The 14,782-nt window shown below is 71.5% G+C and carries 13 protein-coding genes; 6 read left to right on the top strand and 7 right to left on the bottom strand.

Annotation, left to right across the window (positions count from 1 at the left end):
* Window positions 1–7: 7 nt before the first annotated feature.
* The 6 genes from AB0C99_RS23260 to AB0C99_RS23235 form a co-directional block, all read right to left on the bottom strand.
* Window positions 8–1,006: a DNA cytosine methyltransferase gene (locus AB0C99_RS23260; protein WP_362478081.1), complete on the bottom strand. Its 999-nt coding sequence runs from the start codon at window positions 1,004–1,006 to the stop codon at window positions 8–10.
* Between the two features lie 148 nt (window positions 1,007–1,154).
* Entirely contained in the window at window positions 1,155–2,138 is a 984-nt protein-coding gene (locus AB0C99_RS23255; RefSeq protein WP_362478079.1) for a DNA cytosine methyltransferase, read from the bottom strand.
* Between the two features lie 11 nt (window positions 2,139–2,149).
* Window positions 2,150–5,131 (bottom strand): Z1 domain-containing protein, encoded by a 2,982-nt coding sequence (locus AB0C99_RS23250; RefSeq protein ID WP_362478076.1) that lies wholly within the window; start codon window positions 5,129–5,131, stop codon window positions 2,150–2,152.
* Window positions 5,132–5,186: 55 nt separating this feature from the next.
* Window positions 5,187–6,167: a PD-(D/E)XK motif protein gene (locus tag AB0C99_RS23245; RefSeq protein WP_362478074.1), complete on the bottom strand. Its 981-nt coding sequence runs from the start codon at window positions 6,165–6,167 to the stop codon at window positions 5,187–5,189.
* Window positions 6,160–7,707 (bottom strand): ATP-binding protein, encoded by a 1,548-nt coding sequence (locus AB0C99_RS23240; RefSeq protein ID WP_362478071.1) that lies wholly within the window; start codon window positions 7,705–7,707, stop codon window positions 6,160–6,162. The genes AB0C99_RS23245 and AB0C99_RS23240 overlap by 8 nt, the downstream gene beginning before the upstream one ends.
* A 98-nt stretch (window positions 7,708–7,805) precedes the next feature.
* Window positions 7,806–8,813 carry a hypothetical protein gene (locus AB0C99_RS23235; protein ID WP_362478068.1) on the bottom strand — a complete coding sequence of 336 codons (1,008 nt, stop codon included), beginning with the start codon at window positions 8,811–8,813 and terminating at the stop codon, window positions 7,806–7,808.
* Between the two features lie 63 nt (window positions 8,814–8,876).
* On the opposite strand from AB0C99_RS23235, the gene AB0C99_RS23230 reads away from it, so the two are divergent.
* From AB0C99_RS23230 to AB0C99_RS23220, 3 genes are read left to right on the top strand one after another with little or no spacing between them, the layout of a single operon-like run.
* Window positions 8,877–9,665 (top strand): class E sortase, encoded by a 789-nt coding sequence (locus tag AB0C99_RS23230; RefSeq protein WP_362478065.1) that lies wholly within the window; start codon window positions 8,877–8,879, stop codon window positions 9,663–9,665.
* A gap of 17 nt (window positions 9,666–9,682) precedes the next feature.
* Window positions 9,683–9,868 (top strand): DUF3311 domain-containing protein, encoded by a 186-nt coding sequence (locus tag AB0C99_RS23225; RefSeq protein ID WP_362478062.1) that lies wholly within the window; start codon window positions 9,683–9,685, stop codon window positions 9,866–9,868.
* Window positions 9,865–11,355 (top strand): sodium:solute symporter family protein, encoded by a 1,491-nt coding sequence (locus tag AB0C99_RS23220; protein WP_362478059.1) that lies wholly within the window; start codon window positions 9,865–9,867, stop codon window positions 11,353–11,355. Before AB0C99_RS23225 ends, AB0C99_RS23220 begins: the two co-directional genes overlap by 4 nt.
* A 13-nt stretch (window positions 11,356–11,368) precedes the next feature.
* Here AB0C99_RS23220 and AB0C99_RS23215 read toward each other — a convergent pair whose 3' ends face one another.
* Window positions 11,369–12,835: an MFS transporter gene (locus AB0C99_RS23215; RefSeq protein ID WP_362478056.1), complete on the bottom strand. Its 1,467-nt coding sequence runs from the start codon at window positions 12,833–12,835 to the stop codon at window positions 11,369–11,371.
* Between the two features lie 104 nt (window positions 12,836–12,939).
* Between AB0C99_RS23215 and AB0C99_RS23210 the strand changes: the two genes are divergently transcribed.
* The 3 genes from AB0C99_RS23210 (at window position 12,940) to yidC (ending at window position 14,714) form a co-directional block, all read left to right on the top strand.
* A complete protein-coding gene (locus AB0C99_RS23210) occupies window positions 12,940–13,491 on the top strand; it encodes a helix-turn-helix domain-containing protein (RefSeq protein WP_362478053.1) in 552 nt (183 codons plus the stop codon).
* 88 nt (window positions 13,492–13,579) lie between these two features.
* Entirely contained in the window at window positions 13,580–13,882 is a 303-nt protein-coding gene (locus AB0C99_RS23205) for a DUF6412 domain-containing protein (RefSeq protein WP_362478050.1), read from the top strand.
* A 97-nt stretch (window positions 13,883–13,979) separates the two neighbouring features.
* On the top strand, window positions 13,980–14,714 hold the full coding sequence (yidC, locus tag AB0C99_RS23200) for a membrane protein insertase YidC (RefSeq protein WP_362478047.1): 735 nt from the start codon (window positions 13,980–13,982) through the stop codon (window positions 14,712–14,714).
* Window positions 14,715–14,782: the final 68 nt, after the last annotated feature.

The raw sequence follows: 14,782 nt of genomic DNA, 5'->3' as shown, positions 1-14,782 counted from the left end.
CGGCTGATCAGGCGGCGGCGTACTCGGTCGCCGAGCCGAGAGCGGCTCCCAGGACTGCTTTGCCCAACAAGGGCGGGATCGCGTTGCCGATCTGCTGGGCGATTGCCCGGCCGGACCACTGGTAGCCGCGCGGGAAGGTCTGCAGGAGGCCGGCCTCGTCGTCGGTGAAGCGGGACTCCTCCTTTGTACGTGTGTCCACGACCCGGTTGCGAGAGATCTTCCCGGTGACCGTGAACGCCGGTTCGTCGGAGGAGCGTCGACCGCGGGCCTTCGGGTCCCCTCCGGTGCCGTAGTTGGAGATCACCTCGAAGGAGCCCGACCGGTCGAGGGCCTCGGACATGGACACCCACGGCTTCAAGGCGGGGTCGCCATGACCGCGCGGTACGCCCTTGCGATACAAGCGGTGGGTGGGAGCGGGCAGGTCGACCACGGCACTGAGGCGGGCCACGAGGATGGCGCGGCGCCGGGTCTGGGGAACACCGAACTGTTCCGTGTGGAGCACCTTCGGTTCGGCGACCCAGTAGCCCTTCGCGGACAGGAGCCTCGCGTATTCCTTCCAGACGGGGAGGACCGCGGGGACCTGCTCCAGCACGATCGCCTCATAGGGCCGGTCGTCACGCAGTGCTTCCAGGGCCCACCGCAGTGGCTCCAGGACGAGCCCGGTCCGCTCGTCCTCCAGCACGGCGAGCTTGGACCGGACGTCCTCGCCCCGGGCCATCCGCCTGGCGAATTCGATCACCTCGTCCAGCGCGCGGCGGCCGGCCCCGCCGCCGGCCACGGTGAACGTCTGACACGGAGGCCCCCCGGCCAGGACCGTGGCATTGGGGAATTTGTGCGGGCCGAAGTCTCGTACGTCTCCCTGCAGCGTGACGAGCCCGGCCGCGCTTCGCGTGTCACAGGCGTCCTGGTCGAACTCGATCCCCGTCACTTCGTAGCCCAGATCACGTGCCGCGACGTCGAGCCCACCCGGCCCGGCGAAAAGATCCACAATCTCGGGGCGTGGCACGTGTTCTCCAGGTGGATGGTGAGTTCGTAGAGAGTTGGCCGGGAGACCCCGGCAGCGCTACAGGTTACCCGGACCGCCCTCCCCGGCACTGCGACTGTCGCTCGTCGCTCGTTGCCGGCCGGAGGTGAGGCAGTTCGATCCGACGTGTTCAGGACCGAAGGGCTGTTTTGATCGCCTCGCCCAGCGCCTGCCCGACCGGAGGTGGGGTGGCGTGCCCCACTTGTCGGTATTGTGCGGTCTTTCGGCCGGCGAAGGCCCAGCCGGATGGGAACCCCTGCAGATCCGCGGTTTGGCGCACGGTGAGCGGCATCATGCCGCCTCGCCCGAGCGACGGATCCCAGACGAAGCCCGGGCCGGGGACGTCGTCGGCCACCGTGCCGCCGTCCACGCCCATCCGAGCCCATGCCCGCTTGGTACCGGTCGGACCCAGGTCCGCGCCGCCGCGATTCCATGAACCCCCCACCAATGTCGGAGCGGGTCTGTTTGCCTGGGAGGCCCAGGCAGCGGCCTCGGGCCAACCGCGGGCGGCCATGGACGTGCCGAGTGCCTCCCCGACCGTCACGTGGCGGGTGACCGAGGCGACCGGAGGAACGAAGGCGTCGAGCCGTCCGTCCCTCAGCGCGACGATGACTCCCTCCTTCCGATCCTGTGGCACCCCGAGGTCCGCCGCGTTGAGCACGAACCACCGGATGTCGTAGCCGAGGTGGATGAGCTCCTTGGTCACGAATTCCCGGATCGGATCGTAGGTCGGCTTGGTGACGAGGTCCGGGACGTTCTCGATCAAAAGCGCTCGGGGGCGTACGCCGTGCATGAGCATGATCGTGGCCCTCAGCACTTCCAGTTCGCTGCCGGTGTCCGTGCGGTGCACCGAGGCGGTGGCCTTGACGCGGGGCAGTCCGGCCGCAAGCAGGTCCACGTCGTAGGTCTCCTGGTGGTCCACGGGGTCGAAGTCGAGGAGATCGACGTCGAGGACCTGCCAAGAGGGTCGGTTCATGCGCAGCGTTTCGCAGGCCACGGCCCTGTTGTCGAGGAGGAGCACGGGGTCGAAGCCCGCCTTCTCCAGTCCGAGGGCGAGACCTCCGGCTCCGGCGCAGACGCCGAGGCTTCGAAGGCGGGGCGCTTCGGTGTTCATCGCGATCTCCGTCAGCCCGTGGCCCGCGTGGAGGCACTGTCGATGATGGCGACTCCCTCCTGGGAGGAGTCGATGGTCGTGAATCGCAGCACGCTGCCGTCGCGGCTGCGAGCCGACGCGGGTGCGATGAAGCCGAAGGCCATGACGACCCGGCCCGGATCGAGCGGCGCGCCTTCGACAAGGTTCGCACGGTGCTCGGGCTCTACCACCGGATACAGGACGATCACGCCCTGGCGAGGGGCGCGCAGCCCCTCCACGCCGGCGTCACCCGGATCGGCGAGGCTGCCCGCGATGCGCAGCGCCGCCGCACGGTGCTTGAGATCGCTGATGGCGCCGAACAGCGGGTCGCGGCGGCGGTCACGAGCGAAGTAGGAGTACGTGCGCCCTGCGGCACCGAGTCCGATCCGCTGCCCTGCCTGGGCGTGCTGCGGTGCGAGGACGACCCAGTCGTCCACCTGGGCGGGGGAACTCGTGGTGATCTCCCGCAGGTAGTCCAGGTGCGGCGCGAACTGGGTCGGAGCCCCCCAGCGCACCGACGTCAGCAGGTCGAGGAGCGAGGTCGCCGCGATCCGACCCGTCAAGGCCGCGTAACGGTGGGTGACGCCCTTCTCGGCCAGGTGGTACGACAACTGCGTCGGCTCGGTGGACAGCGAATCCAGGACGGGCGTCCACAGGTTCGTGTTGTGTCGCAGGTCGGGTGCCTTGGACGGGTAGGCCGTCGGTTCCTGCCACTGGCCGGGGGAGCGGAGGGTGACCAGCCGGGAGTTGTACATCTTGCTCGGACTGGTGGGCTTGAGCCACGGAATGTGCTGGGAGACCAGCGGCGGGATCTTGTCCGGGGTGATCTGGGGGCGCCCGTCGACCGTCACCGAGTACTGCGCGAGCTCCGCACGGAACGCCTCCTCGTCCCGGCAGATCGCCTCGAACCCCTCGTAGAGATCGATCTCCTTCTTGCCGATGGTCTCCTGGCGCCCCAGGTAGAGGCGGACCAGGTCCCGGTATCCCTTGCGGAAGCCGAACCATCGGCCCATCTGCATGAGCGTGGAGGCATTGCCTGCCCGCCGCCGGAAGTAGGAGACGGTCAGCCCCTCGACCGTGAAACCTCGGGCCAGTTTCTGTCCGCCGATGAGGATCTTCCAGATGGACCGCTTGTCGAAGTCCGCTTCGCCGGTCTCGAGGTCCTTGTCGCCGTTGACCACGATGATGGGCTTGTCGTCGCCGCCGATCCGGATGGAGGCGGGGCCGATGTAAGGGGCGAGGTCCTCGAACGTCGCCGGTACGGCGTGGCCGTCCGCGCGTACGGCGGACACCGGAGCGACATCGGTGTCGAACAGGGTGCGGAGCCGCTCCCGGCCGGTGGGACCGAGGTAGCCGGAGTTCCACCACAGCCCGGTGACCCGACCGAGCAGTTGCCGATGATCTTCCTGCCGGACGGATTCGTGGATGAGCATCGTGTGGTGCTGGAAGTAGCGCTCGCCGAGGCCGCCCTTGTCCTCGCGGTAGAGCTTCATCGCGGCGGCCAGCACGAACATGTCCATGGCGCGCTGGAGACAGGTGTCGTCCTCGTCGTCCTCCACGACGACGGAGCGGACGTGGGCCATCTCGTTGGAGTTCGCGTACGTCTGTTCCCCGTCCGACGGATCCGAGTCGAGGTCGTGGAAGTCGCGGGCGCCCATGTACTCGTCCGGGCGGGGCAACGAGATGATGAAGTCCTTCGGGAAGATGTCCTCGGTGTCGCTCGGGTCGACGAAGACGTTCGCGAAGGGGGTCGCCGTGTAGCCCACGTACTGGGCGCGCGGCAGCATGTGCAACAGCTCCGAGATCTTCTGGTTGATCGCGGTGCGTTCGGCGTTCGGCTTGGCCAGGTCGGCCGTGTTGACCGACGCCTCGTCGGACTCGTCGTCCACGATCAGGACCGGGATCTGGGAGAGCGGCGTCTTGATCTTCCTCAGGTCCTTGACCAGCTTCGTCAGCACCTGCTTGTTCTTCTTCACCACCATCAGGCGCGCTGCGGCCCGGTGGAGGTTGCGAGGGTCGTAGAGCGGAAGGCCGGGCTCCTGCTTCTCGTACTCGAGGGCGACGATCCCCTGCAGCAGGCTCCGGTAGTCGTCGTCACGGGTGGTCATCCGATGGACGTCGAAGGCGCCCAGAGTGGAGGGCATCGCGCCGAAGGCGGCGAACCTGCCCTGGCTCCAGGCGGGGTCGTCGGCGTAGTCCGACTCGTACTCGCTCGCGCCGCGCATGATGTTCTCGCGCCCGACCAGTTCCATGTCCAGGCGCCGCTGGGTCTGGGCGCGCAGCATGTTGAGCGTTCCGCCCAGGACGATCACGAGCCGGTAGCCCGCGTCGATCGCCTTCGCGATGACGCCGGTGAAGTTGGCTGTCTTGCCCGACTGGACGTAGCCGACGACGAGGCCCTTGGACTGGTACGCCTCGGGCGCCGTCGGGTCGGCGAGTCGTTCCACGACCCGGTCCGTCGCTTCGTCGAGGCCGGCGACGACGTGCTCGGGCCACCCCTTCTCCACCAGCAGCCTGCGGTACGCGGGCCAGTACCAGGGGCGCCCTTGCAGGGACTGGGGGGTGTACCAGGGCGTGTGCTCCGTGCTGATGACGACAGCCCCGTCTGCCTTCGAGACGGGGATGAGCACGTCGAGACGCTTGCGGGTCTCGTCACCGACGCCGAGCAGCGCGTACACGTCGGCGCGCCGTTCGTCGGTACGGGGCGGGTGGACCGACCAGCCGACGTTCTCGCTGTAGTCCCAACGCGTCAACTGCTTGCGCCAGACTTCGACCAACTGGTCGATGGAGCGCGCGTCGCGGAGCACGGACAGGAAGTCCGCCTCGGAGGCGTACTCCATGGCCTCGGGGACGAGGTCCTCGGCCTGGTACTCCAGTGCGCGGACGAGTCGCTTCGGCTTGCCGGAGCTCATGTCGCCCAGCGCGCGGGCGTGGAGGTCGAGGCGGACGCCGGCGGCTGTGTCGGGACTGTTCATCAGCGGTTCCTCGGCGATCGGGACGTCTTGGGCGGAAGAGCGGAGGGTCGGAAGGTCACGGAAGGAGGAGTCCGGCCAGGTCCACAGGGGCCCCCGGAGTGGGAGGGAGCCCGGTGAGGTCCGTCTCGTAGCGTACGGCCGAGATCCTCTCCAGAGTGGCGGCGGTGATCAGCGCCGGGGTGAGCCGGGGCACGGCGTCGGCCGCCAGGACCAGAGTCTCGTCCCGGGGTGTCCAGCGTTCGTCGTCTGCCAGGTCCGCGGACCATCCGGATCGATCGAGAGCGGCGTCGAGTCGTCCCAGTGTGGAGGGGGACTGCTCCGTCACCGCCCGGCGAACCGAGTGGACAGCATCGGCGAGTGTGCGTCCTCCGGTCCCGCCGCGGGTCAGGCGCAGTGACGCTACCCACAGCGGGCGGTTCGGTGCGGCCTGGAGCTGTTCGATTCCGTGGATGACGTGACGGCGCCGCTCCGTCGCGGTGGTCTTCACCTCGAGGTCGAAGGTCCCGAGGGCGAAGTCGTGCTCTTCGCCGTACGGACCGGTCCACGAGGCGACGGCGGACTCCCAGCCGTGCGTATCGGCGAGTCGAGCCAGGGTCGCCAGCTCGCCCAACAGCCCGATCCGCCGTTGGACGTCCAGCATCCGGGGGCGGTTGAGCAGGGAACTCCAGCCGTCCACGGTCTCGGTGAAGGCGTGGTCGAGGGAACGGTTCTTCGTGACGATCCGATCGGCCACGGCGAGCAGCAGGTCGTGGAAGTCGCGCATCAGCGTCACCTGGGTGGTCCGGATCCGGGCCATGCGCAGGCCCTTCGCGGACACCTGGTCGATGTGGATGGCGGGCAGCGAGGAGCGGGGGAGCCGGTCGTTCCGCCCGAGCTCCACGAACAGGGCGATGTCCCCGCCACCGTGGCCTATTTCGTAGGAGACGAGAGGACGCGCGGCGTCGGTGGAGAGGGGATAGCTGGCGGCATGCCCTTCCCCCAGGTAGTGCTCGACCGTCGACCAGGGCAGCGAGGGACCCTCGGCGGAATCAGTCATGGTCGGCGACCCGGTTCAGCTCGGCTCGGGCGGCTGCCACCAGCACGGACTGCCAGAGCTGCAGGTTGTCTTTCTCGCGGCTGCCGCTGTACTCCTTCTCGAAGACCTGGTGAAGGAGCAGGTACATGAGCGACTTGACCACGGGGGCGTCGTTGAGGCCACCGCGTCGGCCGCCGAGGAGCGCGCCACGGTAGTGGTGGTTGAGGACGATCGTCCGGCCCTCGCGGTCGATCTCGAAGAAGGTGCCGTTGTCGATCTTCTGCCAGCGGACGGCGATCGGTTCCTCGCCGGGGATCAAGGGCAACTCGTCCTCGATCGCCTCCCGAAGGGAGCTCTCGAAACCCTTGCCGGCGGGAATCACGGCCTTGCGGGTGGTGGCGGTCCGCTTCCGCGCGGCGCGGTAGGTTGCGTCGGCGTCCGCCACGTACCCGGCGAACGTGCGCCCGTCGCCGTCCGTCGCGGACTCCAGCGCGGTCACGAACTCGGGGGACGAGTCGACCCCGTCCTTCTTCACGGTGAGGCGGAACACCTCGGAGGCGACGGCGTCGTCCGGGAGGTCGACGGCGACGCGGGCCAGCGCGAGGTGCTGCTCGGGCTGCCGGAAGTTGTTCCAGCCGCCGGCCTGGACCAGCCGGTCGCGGCGGTAGAAATAGAAACCCTGCCGTTCGATGCCCGTGCCGACCGCCTTGAACTCGTCCGCGGTCGACCTCGGGGGCCAGATGTGCGCGGTCAGCGGGATGGGGCCTACGGACGGCACCGTGGCGACGAACTCACGGGCGTAGTCGGGGTGCCCCGTGACGGGGTAGGCGAACGGGTCGAGCGGCTGGACGCCGAAGTTCATGTACTCGACGCCGGTGGAGACGTCCTCGACCGCGATGGTGATGTTGAAGTCGTCACGTGCCAGGAAGCGGTGCAGGTGGAGGCCCAGGTGGAGCCCCAGCTTGTTGATCGTCCGGTGCAGGTAGCGGTCGGTCTGACCGCCGCCCGCCGTCTGCGGGAAGTTCTTGACCGCGTCCCATCGGACGACCGTTCCCTGCCAGACGATCGGGCAGTCGTAGTAGCGGTCGATGAGCTGTTGGGCGTACTCCGGGGCGACGATGTCGCACTGGTAGCCGGTCACGGCTCGCTCCATCGTCCATCTCCGGCCGGCCGGAGCGGCGGCGCGCGTTCCTCGCACCTTGCTGACGACGGTGACGGAACCGGCATGGCTCAGCGAGGCGGACTTCAGACCCGTGCCGAACATGCCGAGGGCCTGCGCGTCGTAATCGCGGCGACCACCCACGGTCATCGCGATGTCCAGCCCCTCCTCGTCCATGCCCTTGCCGTCGTCGACTATGAGCAGGCTGACGAGACGGTCCCCGTCCCGGAGGAAATGGACGACCACATCCTTGGCGCCGGCGTCGATGGAGTTGTCCACCAGATCCGCTATGGCCGCTTCGAAGCCGTAGCCCTGACTGCTGAGGGCCTCCATGTAGCGAGCGTCCGGAGGCAGCCGCTTGCTGCCGGCGGTGGGTACCTCGAACTGCCAGTCGGTCGTCATGTCTCGCCTTGGGATACGCGCGCCACTGCTGATCCGTAGACACTAATGGACGACACCGACAGCGAGGGGCGGTGCGCGGTGCCTCGCCGTGGCCCCGCCTACCCCTCCGCGCCCCCATGGCACTCCCCGTAACTGACCCCCCTCCCGCACCAGCACCCCGCCCCCCGCAGCGGCGGCCAGGCTGCGGCTCGGCCTCGGGCGGCCAGGGTGGTGGCGTACTGGGGGAGGAGGTCCGGGTTGGCCGGGGTGGAGGCTTCCGAGGCGGCGAAGGCTTCGTAGGACGGGACCGTCGCCGGGACGATGCCCAGGTTCGGGGTGCCGGCCTGGGCGAGTTCGCGGAGGGACGCCTCGATGTCCGTCAGGTGCGCCCGGTAGGTCGGGTACTCCGCCTCCAGCTCCGGGTAGGCGGCCAGCAGCTCGTCCAGTTCCGCCTCCGGCCAGTGCAGGACCGCGACCGGGAACGGGCGCGACAGCGCCGTGCGGTACGAGCCCAGCTCCGAGCGGAGGCGGGTGATCTCGGCCTGGAGCTCGGCCGGGTCCGAGGAGCCCAGCGCCCACAGCCGCTTCGGGTCGTGCAGCTCGTCCAAGGGGACGTCGCCGGTGTGGAGGCCGTCCGCCAGGGTGTCGTGCGCGTCGTGCGGCAGCGCCAGCAGGCGGCGGACGCGGTGGCGGGCCGCGAGCAGGGACTGGAGGGCGTACGAGATGTCCTCGGCCGACGGCGGGAGCAGCAGGGCCGCCGCCTCCGTGAACGTCGCCTCCGCCTCCTCCAGCTCGTCGTGCGCCTCCAGCGTCTCCGCCGCGATCTCCCACGGCGCCGGGTCCTCCGGGCGGGCCGCCCGGACGCCCTCGATGATCGCGCGGGCCTCGGCCTCGTGCCCGTACTCCCACAGGTTCGCCGCCTTCAGCGACCTGATGAGGAGCGGCCGCGCCGGCGCGTCGGCGAGGAGGGTGTCGTACAGCGTCGTGGCCCGCTCGCGGTCGCCCGCCAGTTCCAGGTGGGCCGCCGCCCGCAGCAGCAGCGGTTCGCGGTCCTCCGGGTACTGCCCCGCGGTGCGGAGCAGGCGCTCGGCTTCGGTGGTGTGATCGGCAGACATGTCGGGGCGCATGCCGTCCACCGTACTGCTGTACGGCCCTGGAGAGTTGGCGCCCCAGCGCTTATCGTGCCCGCCGTGCGGCGTCGGAATCCGGTGGTGGTGCAGGGGCGCGCGGGGCGCGGCGGCGTCGGCCGCGCCGGCCGCGCGCTCTGGGTGGCCGCCGAGCTCTTCGTCACCTGCGGCGTCGTCCTCGTGCTCTTCGTCGTCCAGCAGCTGTGGTGGACCAACGAGCAGGCCCGCGCCCAGGCCGGCCGCCAGGTCAGCGCGCTGGAGCGGGAGTGGGGGGAGCGGGACGACCGGCCCGATGCCCCGTCCGGAACCGGGGCCGGTACCGGGGCCGATGCCCCGTCCGGTGTCCGGGCCGGTGCCCGGCCGGGCGGCCGGCCCGACGCCCAGACCGAGCCCGATACGCAGACCGCCGCCTCCCCCGCCTACGCCGTCCTCCGCATCCCCCGCATCGGCCTCACCGCCCCCGTCGCCGAAGGCGTCGCCAAGCGCGGCGTGCTCGACCGCGGCTACGTCGGGCACTACCCCGGCACCGCCGCGCCCGGGCGCGCCGGGAACTTCGCGCTCGCCGGGCACCGCAACACCCACGGCGAGCCCTTCCGCTATGTGAACCGGCTGCGCAAGGGCGACACCATCGAGGTGCGGACGCGGCAGGGGACGTTCACCTACCGCGTGGACCTGGTCCTCCCGCAGACCTCGCCCCGCGACCGCGGCGTCATCGCGCCCGTACCCCGCTCCCTCTACAAGCCGTCCTACGGGTACGACGAGCCCGGCGCCTACCTCACCCTCACCACCTGCACCCCCGAGTACACCTCCACCTACCGGCTCATCGTCTGGGCGAAGCTGGTGACCCCGTAGGGCCTAGGCTCGACCGCGTGATCAAGCGTCGTCCCCATCTGCTCTGGCTGCTCGTCCCGTACCTGCTGTTCGTCGCCGCCCTGCCCTTCGTCAACCGGGTCCCGTTCCTGCTCTTCTGGCTGCTCGGGGCCACCGTCCTCACCCCCTTCTCCGTCGCCCTCGCGCGGCGCGGCGACCGGCGGGCCGGGCGAGGGACGAAGTGAGCGCGGCGCTCTGGATCGTCGGCGGGTTCCTCGTCCTCACCGTGCTCCTCGGGCTGCTCGCCGTCCGCCGGCAGGAGAGCGGCGGGCTCGCCGACTGGTCGGTCGGCGGGCGGTCGCTGGGGCCCGTGTTCATCTGGGTGCTGATGGCGGGGGAGGGGTACACCAGCTTCAGCTATCTCGGGGCCGCGGGATGGGGGTACAACTACGGGGCCCCCGTGCTGTACGTCGTCGCCTACATGTCCTGCGGCTACGCCCTCGGCTACGTCGTCGGGCCCATGCTCTGGGGCTACGCCCGCAAGCACGGGCTCGTCTCCGTCAGCGACATGGCCGCCCACCGCTACCGGCGGCCCTGGGTCGGCGCGCTCGTCGCCGTCCTCGCGACCGTCTTCCTGCTCCCGTACATCCAGCTCCAGATCACCGGCATGGGCGTCGTGCTCTCCACCGTCTCGTACGGCCGGATCGGGCTCGACCTCGCCTACTTCCTCGCCTTCGCCGTCACCACCGGCTTCGTCGTCGTCAGCGGGCTGCGCGGCAGCGCCTGGGTCTCCGTCCTCAAGGACGCCCTCGTCATCCTCACCCTCGGCTTCCTCGCCGTGTACGTGCCGCTGCACTACTTCGACGGCTACGGGGAGTTCCTCGGCCGCCTCGTCGACGAGAAGCGCGAGTGGCTCGCGCTGCCCGGGCACGGCGGCGAGGCCAGCGGGTACGGGGTGGGCTGGTTCGCCTCCACCACCCTGCTCAACTCCCTCACCGTCGTCATCTTCCCCACCACCGTCGCCGGCTACCTCGGCGCCCGCGACGCCGACACCCTGCGCCGCAACGCCGTCTGGCTGCCCGCCTACAACGTGCTGCTCTTCGTCCCCATGCTGCTCGGCATGGCCGCCCTCTTCGTCGTCCCCGGCCTCACCGGCGCCGGCTCCAACCTCGCCCTCTTCGAGCTCGTCACCGACTCCCTGCCGCCCTGGGCCGTCGGCCTCGTCGGCGTCGCCGCCGCGCTCTCCTCCATCGTCCCGATGGCCGTCTTCATGCTGGTCATCGGCACCATGTGGGGGCGCAGCGTGCTCTCCCTCGCGCCCCGGCTGCGCCACCGCGAGAAGGGGCTCGCGCAGCTCGTCGTGGTCGTCGCCGGAGTGCTCGCGCTCGTCATGACGTACACCGCGCCCACCACCCTCGTCCGGCTCTCCCTCATCTCGTACGAGGGGATGGCGCAGCTCCTGCCGCTGCTCCTGCTGGGGCTGGTGTGGCGGCGGATGACGCTCTACGGCGGGATCTGCGGGCTCGTCGTCGGGGTCGTGCTCGTCTGCTGCCTGGTCTTCACCGGGAACGACCCCCTCTGGGGCCTCAACGCCGGGCTGCTCGCCCTCCTCGTCAACCTCGCCGTCGCCGTCCTCGTCAGCCGGTACGGGCCTGCGGCCGGCGACGACCCCCGGCCGGACGCCGACGTCCTCGCCCGCGAGGAGTTCACCGACGCCCGGCTGCCGCGCTGAAGCGAGGGGTGTCTCAGCCCCGTCCCGTCGCCAGCGTCACCGCCGCCCCCGCCAGCCCCAGCGCCGCCGACGTCAGCAGGGCCGCGTCCGGGCCCGCCGTCGACAGGGCCAGGGCGAGGGCCACACCGGCCGAGGAGCCGATGTAGCGGGCCGTGTTGTTGGCGCCCGAGCCCATCGCCACCCGCTCCCGGGGCACCGAGTCCACCGCGAGCCGGGGCAGGGCCGCGTTCAGCAGGCCGCTGCCCGCGCCCGCCACCACCAGGCCCGGCAGCAGCCGGGGCCAGCCCGCGCCCTCCAGGGCGCCGTACAGGGCGAGCACCCCCGCCGTCGACAGCGCGAAGCCCAGCGCGAGCTGGTGCGTGGCGGAGAGCCGCCCGGCCAGCCTGCGGGACTGGAGCGCCACCACGAACGCCGTGCCCGACCAGAGCAGGAACAGCCACGCCGTCGCCAGCGGCGCCATCCCCGCGCCCCGCTGGAGCAGCGCGGGCAGCACGCTGAAGAAGCCGATCACCGCGAGCCCCGTGAACAGCGCCCCCGCCGTCGCCGCCCGGAACGCCGGGGTGCGGAACAGCGCCAGGTCGATCATCGGGGCCGCCGCCCGCCGCTCGACCCGCACGAACAGCGCCGTCAAAGCCACCGCCGCCAGCGCCAGCAGACCCACCGCCGGGCGCAGCCAGCCGTCCCGGCCCAGGGTCAGCGCGGTGAGCAGCGCCGCCAGCGCCAGGCCCAGCGCGAGCGCCCCGGCCAGGTCCGTCCGGCCGGCGCGCGGGGCGCGGGACTCCACGAGGGTACGGGTGCCGAGCGCGGCCACGAGGAGGGTCGCGGCGCCCAGCGTGACGTACGTCCAGCGCCAGTCGGCGACCGTGCTGAGCGCGCCCGCGAGCAGGGGCCCGAGCGCGATGCCCGCGCTGACGAAGGCGCCCCAGACGGCGGTGGCCCGGATCCGCTCCGCGCCCGTCGGGTACGCGTGGGCCAGCAGGCCGAGGCTGGCCGCGAGCACGGCGGCGCTCGCCGCGCCCTGGGCGACGCGCGCGAGGGTGAAGGTGAGGGTGGAGGCCGCGAAGCCGCCGAGCGCGGTGGTGAGGCCGAGGCCGAGGGTGCCGAGCAGGAAGACCCGGCGCCGCCCGTGGGTGTCGGCGAGGCTGCCGGCGACCAGGAGGAGGACGGCGAGGCCGAGCGGGGTGCCGTTGAGGAGCCACGCCTGGAGGGCGGCGGGGGTGCCGAAGGCGCGGGCGGTGCCGGGGAGGGTGAGCATCGGGGCCGTGTAGTTCATCAGCGTCAGCGCGGTGGCGGCGCTGGTGACGGCGAGGGTGGCGCGTCCGTGCCGGGGGGTGTGGGGGGCCGCAGTTGCCTCGGCCCGGACGCCGTCACCGTCCCCGGCCTCGGCGGCGGCCTTGGCGACGCTCCCTGCAGCCCTCCCGGCGGCGAGGCTCCCGGCGGCGGTCCGCCCGGTGGGGGGCTGTGCGGCGGAGTGGGGCATGGCAGGACCTCGGCTTCCGTCGGTTCGTTCATTGAACCTTGAGCGTCCTCGTACCGTACCAGTGAAGGTTCATTCATTGAACCCGTTCCTCTACACTCGTTCCCATGGCCCTCGGCAAGGACTACGCGACCCAGCAGTGCTCCATCGCCCGCGCCCTCGAGATCGTCGGCGAGCGCTGGACCCTCCTCGTCGTGCGCGACGCCTTCTACGGCGTGCGCCGCTACAAGGACTTCCTCGACCACCTCGGCGCCCCCCGCGCGGTCCTCGCCGCCCGCCTCCAGACCCTCGTCGACGCCGGGGTCCTCGACCGGCGCCGCTACCAGGAGTCGCCGCCGCGCGACGAGTACGTGCTCACCGCGCGCGGCATCGCCCTCTGGCCCGTCCTGCGCTCGCTCGGGCTGTGGGGGCGCGAGGAGCTGACCGGCACCGCGCCCATGCGCCACTTCCACCACCTCGACTGCGGCACCGAGCTCGGCCCGCACGGCGAGTGCCCCGCCTGCCGGATCCCCGTCCACCCCGCCGACATCGAGATGCGGCCCGGCGCCGGCCTCGACCCGGACCCCGCCGACCCGGTCGGCCGCGCCCTCCTCACCCCCCGCCGGCTCCTCGTACCACTGGAGACCGCTCGTGAGAGCGCTCGTGAGTCAAGCTCGTGAGACCGGTCGTGTATAACGGGAGGGCGAGCAGGAGCCGGTGACCGACGACGCGTGAGCGTCGGCGGCCAGGGACGGACGGGAGGCCGGGATGCGCAACGGGCTGACGCCGCGCCTGCTCGCGCCGCTCCTCTTCCTCCTCGCCCTCGCCGACCTGCTGCTCTCCGAGGGCTCCACCGGCGCCGGGCTCTCCGCCGCCGTCGCCATGGCCGCGACCGCCCTCGTCTGCTCCCTGATCGGCGCCGCCGCGGTCCTGCCCGTGCCGCCGACCCGGGTCCGCACCGCCCTGCGCGACCGCGCCCGGCGGACCGCCTTCCTGCCGCAGCGCGATCCCGACGCCTCGGGCCGCCGCAGGCCACGAGCGCCCGGCCGTCCCCTCCCGACGGCCGCGTAGGGGCCCGTACCCTCTCGTTCACGCACCCCTCTCGCGGTTCCGTCCTGCCGAAAACGTCTCTCTCTTCCGGCACGACGAGACCCCTCGGAGGGCTCCCATGTCCGTTTTCGCCTCCCTGGTCGAGCGACTCGCCGACCTGCTCCAGCCGCTCTTCGGCCTGAGCGCCACCGCCGCCGCGATCATCCTGTTCACGATGTGCGTGCGGCTCGCCGTCCACCCGCTGTCCCGCGCCGCCGCCCGCGGCCAGAAGGCCCGCACCCGGCTCGCCCCGCGCCTCGCCGAGCTGCGCAAGAAGCACGCCAAGAACCCCGAGCGGCTCCAGAAGGCGGTGATGGAGCTGCACGCCGAGGAGAAGGTCTCGCCGCTCGCCGGCTGCCTGCCGAGCCTGCTCCAGGCGCCCGCCTTCTTCCTGATGTTCCACCTCTTCTCCAGCGGGCGGATGGCGGGCCACGACCTCCTCGGCGCCCCGCTCGGCGACCACTACGCCGACGCCCTCGCTCACGGCGGCGCCTTCGGCCCGGCCGGCCGGGTCTATCTGGTGATCTTCGCGATCGTCGCCACCGTCGCCACGTACAACTTCCTGCGGGCCCGGCGCCAGTCCGCCGCCGCCCCCGCCCCCGTCGTGGCGGACCCGGGCCAGCCCGGCGCGGGCATGGCCGCCGCCATGGGGCGCTATCTGCCGCTGCTCTCCTTCGCGACCCTGCTCTCGGTCGCCGCCGTGCCGCTGGCCGCCGCGCTCTACATCGTCACCAGCACCACGTGGACGGCGGTCGAGCGGGCGTTCCTCTACCGGGACATGCCCGCCGCCGGCGCCCTGGTTACTCCCGCGTAAGGGTCCAGGGTGTGAACGGGGTCTTGCGGGGTGACCCGTTCCATTGGAGGATCGACCAATCCTCCGAT

This window comes from Streptomyces sp. NPDC048659, assembly GCF_040650575.1.
GTDB lineage: Bacteria > Actinomycetota > Actinomycetes > Streptomycetales > Streptomycetaceae > Streptomyces.
This window is presented reverse-complemented; position numbering and strand designations above follow the sequence as displayed.

Coding starts and splice junctions, on each gene's coding strand:
- AB0C99_RS23255 (WP_362478079.1), bottom strand. CDS start 2,138: ATGAACACCGAAGCGCCCCGCCTTCGAAGCCTCGGCGTCTGCGCCGGA.
- AB0C99_RS23250 (WP_362478076.1), bottom strand. CDS start 5,131: ATGAACAGTCCCGACACAGCCGCCGGCGTCCGCCTCGACCTCCACGCC.
- AB0C99_RS23245 (WP_362478074.1), bottom strand. CDS start 6,167: ATGACTGATTCCGCCGAGGGTCCCTCGCTGCCCTGGTCGACGGTCGAG.
- AB0C99_RS23240 (WP_362478071.1), bottom strand. CDS start 7,707: ATGACGACCGACTGGCAGTTCGAGGTACCCACCGCCGGCAGCAAGCGG.
- AB0C99_RS23235 (WP_362478068.1), bottom strand. CDS start 8,813: ATGCGCCCCGACATGTCTGCCGATCACACCACCGAAGCCGAGCGCCTG.
- AB0C99_RS23215 (WP_362478056.1), bottom strand. CDS start 12,835: ATGCCCCACTCCGCCGCACAGCCCCCCACCGGGCGGACCGCCGCCGGG.
- AB0C99_RS23210 (WP_362478053.1), top strand. CDS start 12,940: ATGGCCCTCGGCAAGGACTACGCGACCCAGCAGTGCTCCATCGCCCGC.
- AB0C99_RS23205 (WP_362478050.1), top strand. CDS start 13,580: ATGCGCAACGGGCTGACGCCGCGCCTGCTCGCGCCGCTCCTCTTCCTC.
- yidC (WP_362478047.1), top strand. CDS start 13,980: ATGTCCGTTTTCGCCTCCCTGGTCGAGCGACTCGCCGACCTGCTCCAG.